The sequence below is a fragment of the Clostridioides sp. LIBA-7678 genome (assembly GCF_056716065.1).
On the sequence record NZ_CP196987.1, the window covers coordinates 915526 to 931824 of the forward strand.

Genomic DNA, 16299 nt, shown 5'->3' on the forward strand with positions numbered 1-16299 from the left:
TGTCGCACTATAAAATAGTGCTACGCCCTTTTTTGTATAAAAAAATAAATCCCAAGTTCAAAAGAGCTTGGGATTCCTGTATAATAATTGTATGCTAAAACAAAATACTATACAAACTGATTATACTACTTATGGTGATAATTATCAATTTAAGTTACCACTAAATATTGATTACATGATTCCAAAAGATGATTCTGTAAGGTTATTAAGTCAAATTATTGAGGAGATGAATTTAGAAAAATTATATAAGACTTATTCTCGAGTTAGAGTAAATAAAGTAACCCCTAGACAACTTTTGAAAATTATAATATATGCAAACATGAACTGTATTTATTCTTCAAGAGAAATAGAGAAAGCATGCAAAAGAGATATTAACTTTATGTATCTTCTAGGCGGAGCCTCACCTCCAGACCATTCAACAATTGCAAGATTCCGTAGTATTCATTTTTCACCAATAAGCAAAACTTTGATTGCACAGTTTACAAACTTTCTTGGAGATAGTAAGGAGATTTCAATGGACACTCTATTTATTGATGGCACAAAAATAGAGTCATCTGCAAATAGATATACTTTTGTTTGGAAAAAAGCTATAAATAAAAATATAGCTAAAATGATGAGTAATATATCTGACTTCATATTAAAATGTGAAACTGATTTTGGTATTAAAGTAATTTATAAAGATAAAATAAAAATCTACCATTTGAAGAAACTTTTAAAGAAACTAAAAAAAATATCAAAAGAATTAAATATAACATTTGTTCATGGAAAAGGAAAGAAAAAATCTATGGTTCAAAAATCTATAGAGCAATTAAATAATTATATTGATAGATTGAAAAAGTATACTAAAGACCTTCATATAATGGGTGAACGGAATAGTTATTCTAAAACAGATAATGACGCAACTTTCATGAGAATGAAAGAAGACCATATGAAAAATGGACAATTGAAACCAGCATATAATATACAATTTGGTGTAGATTCAGAATATATAGTTTGGGTAAGTTCAGGACATCAACCTACTGATACGACAACATTAATACCGTTTTTAAAATCGATTGAGGACTATGCAAAATTCAAATATCCTAAAATAGTTGCTGATTCTGGGTATGAAAGTGAGGAAAACTATACATTTTTAGAGTGTAATAATCAATTATCTTTCATAAAACCTGCAAATTATGAAATTAGTAAAACTAGAAAATATAAAAATAATATTGGACATATTGATAACATGGATTATGATGAAAAAAATGATTATTATATTTGTAAAAACAATAAAAAACTACTTGCTAATAAAATAATAAATAGAAAGTCAAAAACAGGTTATAAAAGCGAAATAACTTGTTACACTTGTGAAGAATGTCATGATTGTCAATATAAAAGTAGTTGCATTAAGAGAAGTAATAGTAAGATTTCTCTTGAAAATAGGACTAAAAACTTACAAGTATCTAAGTTGTTTCATGAAAAAAGGAAAGAAAACTTAAATAGAATTATGAGCCCGGAGGGGTGTGAACTTAGAGTGAATAGAAGTATACAAGCAGAAGGAGCTTTCGCTCAAGTAAAACAAAATATGAAATTTAGAAGATTTTTAAGCCGAGGTAAAGAAAATGTTCTATCAGAGTGTATTATTGTAGCGATAGCTCATAACATTTCTAGGCTACACAATAAAATAGTAAAAAATAAATGTGGAATATATCTTCATACTTTAAAAAAAGCATTCTAAATTTATTATTTATAATCAAATATTATCTGAAAAAATGGTATTTTTATACCTTATATTTGTCATGCATAATTTTACTTAGAAAATAAACTATATATAAAATAATTAAAAATATACCTATTAAGATAAGTAAAAAGAGCTCTCACAGAACAAATTTAATTTGCCCATGCGACAGCCCCTTTGTTTTTATATAAAAGTAGGCAAGGTGAGTAGTTCATCAAATATATATAACATAATTTTCAAAAGTATTTACATCAGAAAAGAAATAAAAATTGTAGCTAAAAAATATTTCATGGACTGAGAATAAATCTAAAATATATTTTTTTAATAATATGTTAGAAAATGAGAATATTTAAATAAAAAAAAGAATATTATATATAGTTGACAAAATGTGGAAATTAATATATTATATAAATATAGAAATAGTAATCATTACTATTATTGAAAAGGGAGGAATTAATTATGAATTTAAAAGGAACTAAAACAGAAAAAAATTTAATGGCAGGATTTGCAGGAGAATCAGAAGCAAGAAACAAATATACATACTATGCTTCAAAAGCTAAAAAAGAAGGCTATAATCAAATAGCTGCTATATTTGAAGAAACTGCTAACAATGAAAAAGAACATGCTAAGTTATGGTTTAAGCTTTTACATGATGGCATGCCTTCAACAGAAGAAAATTTAAAAGATGCAGCAGCAGGTGAAAACTATGAGTGGACTGATATGTATGCAAAATTTGCTAAAGAAGCTAAAGAAGAAGGATTTGACAAAATAGCTTATTTATTTGAAGCTGTTGGAAAAATAGAGAAAGAACATGAAGAAAGATACTTAAAGCTTTTAGAAAACTTAAATGAAGGAAAAATATTTAAAAGAGATGAAGAGGTTGTTTGGCAATGTCAAAACTGTGGTCATGTTTATGTAGGTACTGAAGCACCAGAAAAGTGCCCAGTATGTGACCATCCAAAGGCTTACTTCAATATAAAAGCTGAAAACTATTAAAAATTATTATAATTAAAAAGGAATGTTAACTATGAAATTTTCTAAACAAAGAGAACTGATTTTAAATGAAATATTAAATAATCCGGTTCACCCTACTGCGGATTACCTATATGAAAATTTAAAAAAAGATAATCCAAATTTAAGCTTAGGAACTGTGTATAGAAATTTAGCCCAGCTGACAGAACATGGCTTTATAAGAAAGGTTAGTATTCCAGGAAATCCAGATAGATTTGATGGTAGAATAGATAATCACTATCATATCATATGTGAAGTATGTGGAGAGGTGTACGATTTAGAATCTGATGTTCTTAATAATTTAAAAGAATCAATAGCAGAGGAAACAGACATAAAAATAACATCTTATAACATAAGTTTTAAAGGGATTTGTAATAATTGTGAAAAGTGTAGCCAAGTAGGTTAACTTTCAAATTCTAAAAAATAATTAATGAGGTGAGTTTATGTGTAGTGAACAAAAATTTTTTATATGTGAGACTTGTGGAAATATTGTAGGAATGATACAAAATAGTGGCGTACCTGTTTTCTGTTGTGGAAAGCCTATGAAAGAGCTTGTTCCTAATACAACAGATGCAGCAGTTGAAAAACATGTACCTGTGATTGAAGTAGAAGGAAATAATGTTACTGTAAAAATAAGTAGTGTTGCTCATCCAATGACTAAAGAACATCATATAGCATGGGTATATCTTATGACTGAGCAAGGTGGTCAACGTAAATGTCTAACAGTAGATGGAGAACCTATAGTTAAATTTGCTTTGAATGATGATGATAAAGTGATTTCTGCATATGCTTACTGTAATTTACATGGATTATGGAAGGCTGAACTGTAATATTTAAATAAATTGAATTTAAAGGGGAGGCTATAAATGTATTTTATACAAATGGCCTCCTATAAATTTATATAAATTCAATTTTTAGTTTTATTTAATGTCAATATAACATAAGGAGAAAATAATATGTCAATTTATAAATGTAGTGTTTGTGGATATATTTATGATGAATCTAAGAATGATAAAACTTGGGATGAATTGAGTGAAGACTGGGAATGCCCTGTATGTACAAAAGGTCGTAGTTATTTTGGAAAGATAAGTACTGTTTACTATGAAGAAGATGAAAAGGGAGCAGAAGATATTGCTGAAAATGAGACTGAGGTAACTAGTGAAAAAACAGGTGATTTAAACTACATAAATACATATTTAAGAAGAGATGATGAAGTTGAGAAACATATGGACATAATCCATGAAATGGCTGTTACAGGGAAGTCTATAATAGAACCTATGAGAACTAAACTACCAGTAATTTCTTGGGATGATATTTTAATTATGGGTGCTCAATTAAATCCATTACCTTTAAATGAGCATGATGAAGTAAATACAACAACAATAATAGGAAAAAAAGCAAAAAAACCTATGATTATAGAAAATCCAGTTTATATTTCACACATGTCATTTGGAGCTTTGTCTAAAGAACTAAAAATAGCTTTAGCAAAGGGCGCAGCTAAAAGTAAGACAGCTATGTGTAGTGGGGAAGGTGGTATATTACCAGAAGAAAAAGAAGCTTCATACAAGTATATCTTTGAATATGTACCAAATAAGTACAGTGTCACTGAAGAAAATCTTAAAAATTCTGATGCTATAGAGATAAAAATTGGTCAAGGAACAAAACCTGGTATGGGAGGTCATCTTCCTGGCGAAAAGGTTACTGAAGAAATAGCAAAGGTGAGAAATAAGCCTGTAGGTCAAGATGTAATAAGTCCATCTTGTTTTGAGGAAATACAGTCTAAAGAAGACTTAAAGAAACTTGTAGATGAGCTTAGAGAAGTTTCAGAAGGGCGTCCAATTGGTGTTAAAATTTCAGCAGGACATATTGAAAAGGACATGGAATTTATAGCTTATGCGAAACCTGACTTTGTAACTATTGATGGTCGTGGTGGAGCTACTGGCGCAAGTCCAAAATTGCTTAAAGATGCAACTTCAATTCCAACAATATTTGCTCTTCATCGTGCTAGAAAATATATAGATACACATGAATTAGATATAGATTTAGTTATAACAGGTGGACTTCGTGTATCTACTGATTTTGTTAAGGCATTAGCTATGGGTGCTGATGCAATTGCTATTGCAAGTTCTGCTCTTATGGCAGCTGCATGTCAACAGTATCGTATATGTGGTTCTGGTAAGTGTCCTGTAGGAGTAGCTACTCAAGATGAAGAATTAAGAAAAAGATTACATATAGAAAATAGTGCTAATAGAGTGGCAAACTTCTTAAATGTAAGTTTAGAAGAACTTAAGACTTTTGCTAGGGTTTCTGGGCATAAGGATATACATGATTTAAGTGTTGATGATTTGTATACAGTTAACTCTGAAATATCAAATTATACAAATATACAACATGTATAGGTTTTAAGTTTAGAACTATTAATAGATATATATATTTATAAAAATAAGAGTGAATATAGTTTATGTAAGGAGAATTTTACTTTGTAAAGTTCTCTTTATTATTGTGAAAATTAAAAATATTAAATTGTAAAATATTCTGTGATATCGTACTATTAAACTAAATAATATTTTAAGGAGTGATTATCATGGAAAGGTTAAAGATACAAGTTCTTGTTGATAATAATACATACATTGATAGATATTTTGTTGGAGAACCAGCAGTAAGCTATTATATTGAAATTGATGGTAATAAAGTTTTATTTGATTCAGGATATTCAGATGTATTTATATCAAATGCTGAAAAGCTAGATATAGATTTAGGCGACTTAACTCATGTTGTTTTTTCTCATGGGCATAATGACCATACAAGAGGTATTAAGTTTCTGAAAGATAAGTATGATTTATCTAAAGTTGAGCTTGTCGCACATCCCAATTGTTTTATACCTAAAAAAGAAGGCAATGAGAATATAGGTGCTCCATTTTCTGTTGATGAAATTAAACAAATTTTTATATATAATCCTCAAGAAAAACCTTTTAATATAAGTGAGAATTGCATATTTTTAGGTGAAATACCTACTGTACATAATTTTGAAAAAAGAGCTAAAATGGGCAAATATAAAGTAGGAGATTTGTGGGAAGATGATTGTGTTTTAGATGATTCTGCTATAGTCTGTAAAACTGATAAAGGTCTTTTTATTATTACAGGATGTTCTCATAGTGGAATTTGTAATATAGTAGAGTATGCTAAAAAGGTATGCGGAGATGACAGAATCATTGGTATATTAGGAGGTTTTCATCTTTTTGAATTGGATGATAGGTTAGATAGTACAATTCAATATTTAGAGAAAGAAGGAATAAAAATGTTGTACCCTTGTCATTGTGTTTCTTTTAAAGTAAAAGCTAAGATGAATGAAACTTTAAGTGTAAATGAAGTTGGAGTAGGGTTGACTTTAAACATATAAAATTTAAGTTGCTATTTAAAAGGAGTTGAACTTAAAATTTGATTAGAAAAAATCATTTTTAAGATAGCTCCTTTTATTATATTTATTTTTAAAAAAATTAATATAGTATTATATGAAATATTGTAAAAAAATTATTTTTAATGAGATTATATTTTCATTAATAAACAATTTTATCATGTATTAATAATAAGAGAATAAGTAGTAAATAAAGTGAATTTATTTATATCTATGAATTATTTTAGAAATTATATTGATTATTCTTATTGAATCCAATAGTTTCAATAAAGATGATACTATATCAAACTCAATATATTATAATAATTATTATATTATTAAATAATAATTATGTAATAATAAAAAATAATTTGTATAAAATTTAACATCAAAAAAGACATTTCATAAGAATAAAAAACAAAAAGATTTAAATATAAGTTAAAAAACAAAATAAATATATCAAAAATATTTAATATAAGGTGAAAGATAAACTATAAATGCTAATTTATTGGAAAAATCAGGTTGAATTTAAGAAACAAAAATGTTATTGTTTTATCAAGAAAGTGTTAAAAAATAAACTTTCGTTATAATTTTTAGGGGAGGATGGTTTCATGCAAAAAAATGTAAAAAAAGCAAAAGCAACAGGCTCTATTTTAGCTATTTTTGGAGTTGCAAGTGTTCTTTTTAGCTCTCATGCTGGAGGAGGATTTGCTACAGGGAATCAAGAAACTCAGTATTATGTGCAGTATGGATGGACAGCACCACTCATGGCAGTTTTAGCAATGATTATACTTACTGCTACTATGAGAGAAGTTATTATAATGTATAATAATAATAATTGTAGGAATTATAAGGATTTATTTTGTGAACTTTGGAGTCCATATCCAAAACTTGAAATAATATGGGAAATATATTACTATCTAATGGTTTTAATAGCCGTAAGTGCTGTAATAGCAGGTGCAGCAGCAGTATTCCAAAGTATAGGTATGAATTATTTTGTATCTGTATTTATTATAGGAATTGTACTTCTTGCCTTTACTATATTTGGAGCTATGCTTGTATCTAAAGCAGCTACAGCAATGACAATAGCTATACTAATATGTACACTTACTATTTTTGTTGTAGGGATAAAAGCTAAGGTACCAGAAATAACAGGAATATTATCAAATAGAACTAGTTTCACACCAGGATATATCAAGCCAATACTCAATACTTTTATTTATGCAGGTTTTCAGTCAGTTGTTATACCTACACTTGCAGGATGTTCAAGACCACTTCTTAAAAACTCAAAAGAAGCGACTAAAGCAATGGTAGTTTCATTTATTATGAATGCAGTTGCGTTAGGGCTTGCTGTAACTATGTTAATGGGATGGTATAAAGAATTTACTGCTGCTGGTCAAACAACACTTCCTACTCTTTATGTTGCAAGTCAATCTGGAAATAATACTATATATATAATTTATAATGTTGCATTATTCCTTTGCTTAATGTCTACAGGAGTAACTACCATATTTGGTCTTGTAAATAGATTTGAAGACCATAAAGCACTTTCTTTCCTTTCTTCAAAAATGAAAAGAAGGGTATTTACAGCCTGTGCAATAATGATAGTGTCAATGCTTATATCTCTTACAGGATTAAGTAATATAGTTAAATACGGATATGGATATTGTGGTTATTTGGGTCTATTCACTATAGTAATTCCTTTCCTTACATTAGGCCATTATAAGAATAAGAAATTTGCAAAGGAACATCCAGAAGCTAAATGGCCAGCCGAATTAAACGAAAATATTGAAAATTTATAAGGTGAGTAGTACTTTAAATAAAAGATATAGTTTAATTAATAAGTCGAAAATATAGTCAAAAAAATAGAGTATATTACTATTTAAATATGATAAAATAGGGTTGAAAAATAAATTGATAAATTAAAATTTGGAAAATATAATGAACATAATATATTTATTAGGAGAATTAAGTTATGGAAAATATTGAAGAATTGCTCCCTAAAGATAAATTTGATAATAGTAATATCGAAAAATTAAAATTATTATCTGATGAAGACATAAGGCCGATTTGTTATAGATTATTGGAATGGATGCAAGATTATAACTGGCCTGTTGCAAAAGAAATTTTACCTGTTTTGGCTCTACATCAAGAGTTAATTACTCCATTAATAATGGATGTTCTTTCAGAAGACGATGATGACTGGAAATATTGGATAATTTCATGTCTTTTGCCACTGTTTGTAGATAAAAATCTTGAACCTATAATTCCACTTGTTAAGAGAATCGCTGAAAATCCAACTAAATGGGAATGTGAAGCAGAGGTAGATGAAATATCAAAAGTATTCTTAAAAAGAATATTATAAATAATAGTTGAGTATGTTTATTTAGATTATTTGTAAAATTTAATATTAAACAACTTGAAAACAGGTAATATAAAATTAATAATAGATAGAAAAAGCTGTAATCATAAAGGTTACAGCTTTTTTACACAATATAAAATAGTATTATAATAAAGAAAAAGTTGATACCTACTTTCTGTATATTATAGTGTTTATATACTATTGGCATTTTAAGTAGTCTATATATTACAATTCTATAATTCTTCTACTAATTTTAGATTCTATAGCTGTTTCTATTTCACTTAACATTCTTTCATTTTTAGGGTCAATAAAAGCACATGTATAGCCTTCTTCGCCAGCTCTACCAGTTCTACCAATACGATGGATATAGTCCTCTGATGTTTCTGGCAAATCGTAATTATATATATGACTAACTCCAGATATATCAAGACCACGAGAGGCAACATCTGTAGCTATTAAGTATTGTATATCTAAATTTCTAAATGATTTCATTATTCTTTCACGTTTTGATTGAGCAATATCACTGTGCAGTTTTTGACAATTGTATCCTCTTATAGCAAGTGCTTCTTCAAGATTGTCAACTCTTCTTTTAGTTCTACAAAATATTATTGCCATAAAAGGATTATCTTCATCTAAAACTTTACATAAAGAATCCAGTTTTTTTCTATCTGTAGTTTCTACTACTTCTTGTTTTATATTATTAAGAGTAATTTCTTCTTTTTGAATAGAAACTATAACTGGGTTTTTCGTATATCTATAAGCTAATTTTTTTACTTGAGAATTCATAGTTGCAGAAAAGCATAATGTTTGCTTTTTGTTTGAAGTTTCTTTTAAAATAGCTTCAACTTCATTTTTAAATCCCATAAGCAACATTTGGTCTGCTTCATCTAAAACAAAAGTTTTTAACTTACTAAGGTCAATCGTTTTTCTATTTAGATGGTCTAAAAGTCTACCTGGTGTAGCTATAATCATATGGATATTTCCTTTTAGTTTCTTTATTTGAGAACCAATATCCTTTCCTCCGTAAGCTGCTAGAATATTTACGTCTTTAGATTCTTTAAGTTTTATAGCTTCTTCTGTTATTTGAATAGCTAGTTCTCTTGTTGGAGAGAGTATAAGTACTTGTATATCATCTATATCTAATGATATATTTTCAAATATTGGAAGCAAAAAAGCAAGTGTTTTTCCTGTACCAGTTTGAGCTTCTGCTATAACATCTTTTCCTTCTTTTATCAATTGAATACTTTCTTTTTGTATAGGTGTAGGTGCTGTTATTCCAGATTTTCCTAGAATATTTATTGTATTTTCACTAATCCCTAAGCTTTTGAAATCCATTATTATCTTACCTTTCATGAAAAATTTTCTTTTTTATTAATCAATTAATAATATCATATTTGTAAGTATTTTTAGTAATTTTTTTGATTATTATTTATATAGTTTAGAAATACATGAAGATACTTTAAAATGGAATGTATCTTAAATTAAATTTTAGTAGGAATTTTATAGGTTTATTTTTAAAGGTTTTTTGAAAATAAACCTATTTAAAAATTAAATTAAAATGCAAGAAAAACATAATAACTTTCATTTTTAAGAAGTTTTCACAAAAAAGAAAAAATATAGTGCAATAAATGATATAAAGTAATATAATAGATTACAAGATATGAAAAGGCAAAAAAATAAATTGCAAATGAAATTAAAATGAATAAAAAATAAAAAAATAATCATAAGTTAGAGGTATCAATGAAAAATAAAAGCGAATGTTTTTAAAATTAAAAGTATACTAAGGGGGCATTAATATGTGCATTATATCAAAAGATAGAGCAAAGGAAATAAAAATAGTAGATACTACTTTAAGAGACGGAGAGCAAACAGCTGGGGTTGTATTTGCAAATAGAGAAAAAATAATGATTGCTGAAATGTTAAGTGACCTAGGTGTTGACCAAATCGAAGTTGGTATACCTACTATGGGTGGAGATGAAAAAAATGTAATAAAGCACATATGTAGTAGAAACTTAAAATCAGATATAATGGCTTGGAATAGAGCAGTAATAAAAGATGTTGAAGAATCTATTTCTTGTGGCGTTGATGCAGTAGCTATATCAATATCAGTATCTGACATTCATATAGAAAATAAATTGAGAACTTCTAGAGGTTGGGTTTTAGAAAATATGGCTAAAACAGTTGAATTTGCAAAACAAAATGGATTATATGTTTCAGTAAATGGAGAAGATGCTTCAAGAGCAGACATAGACTTCTTAACTGAATTTATAAAAGTTGGAAAACAAGCAGGAGCAGATAGATTTAGATACTGTGATACAGTAGGAGTTATGAATCCTTTTTCTATAAAGAATACAATAGAAACTCTTTATGAAAGAACTAATTTTGACATAGAAATGCATACACATAATGACTTTGGAATGGCAACTGCAAATGCACTTGCAGGAATAGCAGCAGGAGCAAATTATGTTGGAGTTACAGTAAATGGATTAGGTGAAAGAGCAGGAAATGCAGCATTAGAAGAAGTTTTAATGGCACTTAAGTGTATTTATAAATGTGATTTAAATAACATAGATACTAGAAAATTTAGAGGAATATGTGAGTATGTGTCACAGGCATCAGGAAGAATTCTTCCTACATGGAAACCAGTAGTTGGAGATAACATGTTTATACATGAATCTGGTATACATGCAGATGGAGCATTAAAAGACCCACATAACTATGAGCCATTTGACCCAAGTGAAGTAAATCTTGAAAGAAAAATAGTAATAGGTAAACATTCAGGAAGAGCTGCAGTTGTAAATAAGTTGAGTGAATACGAAATGTATATTTCTCCAGAAAACGCTACCAAACTATTAAATGCTATAAGAGCTACATCAATAAGATTAAAAAGAAGTTTAATGGACAAAGAAATTCTTCAATTATATTGTGATATACTAGCACATGAGAAGGAAACAACAGAAGAAGAAGCAGTTAGAGGTTCATACATTTAAGATATAATTGTTTAGGAGGAAAATATGGGAGATAATATAGTTTATAAAATAATTAAAAAACATATAGTAGATGGAGAAGCTGTTGCTGGTAACTCAATTGGTATAAAGATAGACCAAACTTTGACACAAGATTCTACTGGAACAATGACATATCTTCAATTAGAAGCTATGGGGATAGATAAAGTAAAAACTAAAAGAAGTGTTGCATTTGTAGACCATAATATGTTACAACAAGGATTTGAAAATGCAGATGACCATAAATATATACAAACAGTGGCAGATAGATATGGAGTTTATTTCTCTAAACCAGGAAATGGTATTTGCCATCAAGTATTTTTAGAAAGATTTTCAACACCAGGAGATACACTTTTAGGTTCTGATAGCCACACACCTACTGCTGGAGGTGTGGGCATGATGGCAATTGGAGCTGGTGGGTTAGATGTTGCTCTTGCAATGGCAGGAGGAGCATACTATATAAAAGCACCAAAAGTCTGTAAAGTGAATCTAGTTGGAAAATTAAACAATATGGTATCTTCAAAAGATATAATATTAGAAGTATTGAGAAAACAAACTGTAAAAGGTGGAGTAGGTAAAGTTTATGAGTATGGTGGAGAAGGTGTAAAAAGTTTATCTGTTCCACAAAGAGCTACAATAACAAATATGGGAGCTGAACTTGGAGCAACTACTTCAATCTTCCCAAGCGATGAAAAAACGCTAGAATTCTTCAAAAGTCAAGGAAGAGGAGATGCATGGATAGAGCTAAAACCAGATGCAGATGCAGTTTATGATGAAGAGATTACTATAAACTTGGATGAATTAAAACCATTAGCTTCAAAACCTCATAGCCCAGATAATGTAGATGAAGTTGAAAACATAGGAAAAATTAAAATAGACCAAGTTGCAATAGGAAGTTGTACAAATTCTTCTTATGAAGACTTAATGAAAGTAGCTCAAATCTTAAAAGGAAATAAGGTACATAAGAATGTGAGTTTGGTAATAGCACCAGGTTCAAGACAAGTTATGGAGATGATTGCTAGAAATGGAGCTTTGGCAGATATAATAAGTTCTGGAGCTAGAATATTAGAAAATTCTTGTGGTCCATGTATAGGAATGGGGCAATCTCCAGGTACTGATTCTGTGTCTTTAAGAACTTTCAATAGAAACTTCTATGGAAGAAGTGGAACTTTATCAGCACAAGTATACTTAGTGAGCCCAGAAGTGGCAGCAGTAAGTGCGATAAAAGGAGAACTTACAGACCCAAGAGAATTTGATATTAAATTTACAGACTTAGATGTAAATGAGTTTTTAATAGATGATAGCATGATAATAAAACCTGCTGATGTAGGAAGCGATGTAGAAGTAGTTAGAGGTCCTAATATAAAACCTTTCCCTCTTAATACAGAGTTAAGTCAGTCTATAGATGGAAAAATTATACTAAAGACAGAAGATAATATAACTACTGACCATATAATGCCATCAAATGCTAAATTACTTCCTTTCAGAAGTAATATACCATATCTTGCAAACTATTGTTTTAATACTGTAGATACAGAATTTCCTCAAAGAGCAAAAGATAATAATGGTGGATTTATAGTTGGTGGAGATAATTATGGGCAAGGTTCAAGTAGAGAGCATGCAGCTTTAGCACCATTATATTTGGGTGTAAAAGGGGTAATAGTAAAGAGCTTTGCAAGAATCCATAAGGCTAATTTAATAAATAGTGGTATAATTCCAATGGAGTTCTGTGATGAGAAAGATTATGAAAACTTATCTCTTTTAGATAATCTTGAAATACCAAATATTTTGGATAATTTAGATAGTGGAATTTTGGAAGTTAAAAACACAACTAAAGGAACTTCTTTTAAAGTTAAGGCAGAATTATCAGCAAAAGAAGTTGATGTATTAAAAGCTGGTGGAAAATTAAATTACACTAAAAATCAATCTAATTAGTATGAAAAGAGGGAATATTTAATGTATAAAGTGACACTTATACCAGGAGATGGAATAGGACCAGAAGTTGCGAAAGCTATGAAAAAGGTAGTAGAAGCTACTGGGGTAGAAATAGAATGGGAAGAAGTTAATGCAGGAGAGGCAGTTATTGAAGAATATGGTACTCCACTTCCTGAATATATTATAGATAGTATAAAAAAGAACAAAATAGCTATAAAGGGTCCAATCACTACTCCTGTAGGGAAAGGATTTAGAAGTGTAAATGTGACTCTAAGACAGGCATTAGATTTATATGTTAATTTAAGACCAATTAAAAGTTTTAAAGGCATCAAATCAAGATATGAAGATGTTGATTTAGTAGTTGTAAGAGAAAATACAGAAGACTTGTATGCTGGAATAGAGCATAAAATAGGTGATTACGCAGCTGAAAGTATAAAGATAATAACAAGAGGTGCAAGTGAAAGAATAGTTGATTTCGCATGTAACTATGTTAAAGATAATAAAAGAAAAAAAGTTACAGCTATACATAAGGCAAATATAATGAAAATGTCTGATGGATTGTTCTTAGATGTATTTAGAGAAGTAGCATCAAAACATGATGTAGAGTATGACGATTTGATTGTAGATGCAGCAGCTATGAACTTAGTTTTGAATCCAGAAAATTATGATGTAATGGTAATGCCGAATCTTTATGGAGACATACTATCTGATTTAGGTGCTGGGCTTGTTGGAGGTCTAGGTATAATTCCAAGTGCAAATATCGGTAAAGATTGTGCTATATTTGAAGCTGTTCATGGAAGTGCTCCACAAATAGCTGGTCAAAATAAAGCTAACCCAACAGCGCTTATTCAATCATCAGTAATGATGCTTAGATACTTAGGTGAGTATGAAAGTGCACAAAAGATAGAAACAGCTTTAGAAAAGGTATTTCTTGATGGAAGTAAATTAACTGTGGATTTAGGCGGTTCAGCCACAACTACAGAGTTTGCAGATGAAGTGTGTAAATACATTGGATAGATGATGTTTATAATAAAAATATAATGTGTATTAAAAGAGAGCTGTTAATTGTTTTAGAGACGATTAACAGCTTTTAAGTTTGTCATTATTTAATAAATAGAAATAATAATATTAAAAAATCTATTTTTTAATTGAACTTTCAACCAATATATGGTAATATTTAAATAAAGTTGAACTTTCAACTAAAAATAAATACATTTATTGGAGGTGTGTTTGATTAAGCATTTAGAAAGTAATATATTAAGAGAAGTAGGGGCTTTATCTAGAGCTGTAAATTCTATAAATGATATAAAGTACAAGGAATTAAAGTTGCAAAAAGGACAATTTACATTTTTGACACGAATCTGTGAAAATCCTGGTATAAACCTTGTTGAATTATCAAATATGTTGAAGGTAGATAAGGCTACAACAACCAAAGCAATACAAAAACTAATAAAAGCAGGATATGTAGATAAAAAGCAGGATGAGTTTGACAAAAGAGGGTATAATTTAACTCCTACTGATAAATCTTTAGAAGTTTATGAGCTGATAATTGAAGAAGAAAATAGAAGTATAGAGATGTGTTTTGAAAATTTTACAGAAGAAGAAAAACAAATGGCAACTAAAGTATTAGAAAAAATGAGCAAGAATGTGGAAAAAGAATGGTTTAAAGTAAAGAGATAGCAAATTAATATAAGGAGATATTTTTATGATTAGAAAAGCTAATATGAATGATTTAGAAAAAATTATGAAAATTATAAAAGCAACAGTAGAAGAAATGAAAGATTATAATAATACACAATGGGATGAAAATTATCCATCAGATAAAGACTTTGTTTCAGATATTAAGAAACAAGATTTATATGTAGATGAAATAGATGGAGATGTAGCTGGATTTATATGTCTTAACTATGAGGAGCCAGAGGAATATGCAGATTTAAATTGGTCTTCTAATAAAAAAGCTATGGTAATACATAGAATGGCCGTAAATCCAAGTTTTAGAAAGAAAGGAATAGCATCTAAATTAGTTGACTTTGCAGAAAAATTAGCTGAGGAAAATAGTGTATCATATTTAAAAAGCGATACATATTCAATAAATTCAAAAATGAATGCATTTCTTGTAAAGTGTGGTTTTATTAAAATTGGGGAAATGAGTTTCTTAGGAAAGGAGAAATCTTTCTATTGTTATGATAAAATATTATAAAAGGATTTATCAAATAAGGAATAGAGGATATATTTTCAATGCCAATGGGCATGTTATATAAACTTAGTGTATGATATTATGAAAGGGATGATTTAGATGATAGAACTTCTAAAGAGAAGAAGAAGTATTAGAAAGTATAAAAATATCGAAGTAGAAAAAGAAAAACTAGATAAAATATTAAAAGCTGCTCTTTTAGCGCCATCATCAAAAGGTCTTAGAACGTGGGAATTTATAGTGGTAAATGATAAAGAAAAGTTAATTAACTTATCTCAATGCAGAACTAAAGGTGGTGGATTTTTCTTAAAAAATGCACCTTTAGCTATTGCAATTATTGGAGATAAGGAAAAAAATGATGTTTGGATAGAGGATGCAAGTATTGCTGCATCATATATACAACTTCAGGCTCATGAATTAGGATTAGGTTCTTGTTGGGTACAAGTTAGAAACAGGATGCATGATGATGATATAGAAGCTGATAAGTATATTAGAGAAGAACTTAAAGTACCTGATAAGTACAGTGTAGAATGTATAATTTCTATAGGATACCCTGATGAAGAAAAGAAAGCATATAGTGACTCTGATTTGGAGTATGAAAAGGTTCATTTTAATAAGTTTTAATGTATAATGTGTTGTATTAAGACATTATATTTTTTGATATTGTTAATATATACT

At 28.8% G+C, this 16299-nt stretch carries 15 protein-coding genes; 14 read left to right on the forward strand and 1 reads right to left on the reverse strand.

Annotation, left to right across the window (positions count from 1 at the left end):
• The first annotated feature begins 91 nt into the window (after window positions 1-91).
• From ACTG46_RS04525 to ACTG46_RS04560, 8 genes are all read left to right on the forward strand, one after another.
• On the forward strand, window positions 92-1720 hold the full coding sequence (locus tag ACTG46_RS04525; RefSeq protein ID WP_167641160.1) for an IS1182 family transposase: 1629 nt from the start codon (window positions 92-94) through the stop codon (window positions 1718-1720).
• 459 nt (window positions 1721-2179) lie between these two features.
• On the forward strand, window positions 2180-2716 hold the full coding sequence (gene rbr / locus ACTG46_RS04530) for a rubrerythrin (RefSeq protein ID WP_074179207.1): 537 nt from the start codon (window positions 2180-2182) through the stop codon (window positions 2714-2716).
• Window positions 2717-2747: 31 nt separating this feature from the next.
• Complete coding sequence (locus ACTG46_RS04535; protein ID WP_054269446.1) at window positions 2748-3137, forward strand: Fur family transcriptional regulator; 390 nt, start codon at window positions 2748-2750, stop codon at window positions 3135-3137.
• Window positions 3138-3174: 37 nt separating this feature from the next.
• On the forward strand, window positions 3175-3561 hold the full coding sequence (locus tag ACTG46_RS04540) for a desulfoferrodoxin family protein (RefSeq protein WP_054269447.1): 387 nt from the start codon (window positions 3175-3177) through the stop codon (window positions 3559-3561).
• A gap of 126 nt (window positions 3562-3687) precedes the next feature.
• Window positions 3688-5130: a glutamate synthase-related protein gene (locus ACTG46_RS04545; RefSeq protein WP_054269448.1), complete on the forward strand. Its 1443-nt coding sequence runs from the start codon at window positions 3688-3690 to the stop codon at window positions 5128-5130.
• A gap of 185 nt (window positions 5131-5315) precedes the next feature.
• Window positions 5316-6131 carry an MBL fold metallo-hydrolase gene (locus tag ACTG46_RS04550; protein WP_479923680.1) on the forward strand — a complete coding sequence of 272 codons (816 nt, stop codon included), beginning with the start codon at window positions 5316-5318 and terminating at the stop codon, window positions 6129-6131.
• 605 nt (window positions 6132-6736) lie between these two features.
• A complete protein-coding gene (locus ACTG46_RS04555; protein ID WP_231301017.1) occupies window positions 6737-7927 on the forward strand; it encodes a YkvI family membrane protein in 1191 nt (396 codons plus the stop codon).
• Between the two features lie 173 nt (window positions 7928-8100).
• Window positions 8101-8490: a DUF5071 domain-containing protein gene (locus tag ACTG46_RS04560; protein ID WP_407814827.1), complete on the forward strand. Its 390-nt coding sequence runs from the start codon at window positions 8101-8103 to the stop codon at window positions 8488-8490.
• 222 nt (window positions 8491-8712) lie between these two features.
• On the opposite strand, the gene ACTG46_RS04565 is transcribed toward ACTG46_RS04560, so the two are convergent.
• Window positions 8713-9840: a DEAD/DEAH box helicase gene (locus tag ACTG46_RS04565; RefSeq protein WP_223153306.1), complete on the reverse strand. Its 1128-nt coding sequence runs from the start codon at window positions 9838-9840 to the stop codon at window positions 8713-8715.
• Between the two features lie 443 nt (window positions 9841-10283).
• Between ACTG46_RS04565 and nifV the strand changes: the two genes are divergently transcribed.
• From nifV to ACTG46_RS04595, 6 genes are all read left to right on the forward strand, one after another.
• Window positions 10284-11477 (forward strand): homocitrate synthase, encoded by a 1194-nt coding sequence (gene nifV, locus ACTG46_RS04570; protein ID WP_054269452.1) that lies wholly within the window; start codon window positions 10284-10286, stop codon window positions 11475-11477.
• A 24-nt stretch (window positions 11478-11501) separates the two neighbouring features.
• Window positions 11502-13427 (forward strand): aconitate hydratase, encoded by a 1926-nt coding sequence (locus ACTG46_RS04575; protein ID WP_479923681.1) that lies wholly within the window; start codon window positions 11502-11504, stop codon window positions 13425-13427.
• Window positions 13428-13448: 21 nt separating this feature from the next.
• Window positions 13449-14444: an isocitrate/isopropylmalate dehydrogenase family protein gene (locus tag ACTG46_RS04580; protein WP_407812419.1), complete on the forward strand. Its 996-nt coding sequence runs from the start codon at window positions 13449-13451 to the stop codon at window positions 14442-14444.
• Between the two features lie 213 nt (window positions 14445-14657).
• On the forward strand, window positions 14658-15107 hold the full coding sequence (locus ACTG46_RS04585; protein ID WP_054269455.1) for a MarR family winged helix-turn-helix transcriptional regulator: 450 nt from the start codon (window positions 14658-14660) through the stop codon (window positions 15105-15107).
• Between the two features lie 25 nt (window positions 15108-15132).
• A complete protein-coding gene (locus ACTG46_RS04590) occupies window positions 15133-15627 on the forward strand; it encodes a GNAT family N-acetyltransferase (RefSeq protein WP_479923682.1) in 495 nt (164 codons plus the stop codon).
• A gap of 96 nt (window positions 15628-15723) precedes the next feature.
• Window positions 15724-16245, forward strand: a complete 522-nt coding sequence (locus ACTG46_RS04595; protein WP_054276098.1) for a nitroreductase family protein — start codon at window positions 15724-15726, stop codon at window positions 16243-16245.
• Window positions 16246-16299: the final 54 nt, after the last annotated feature.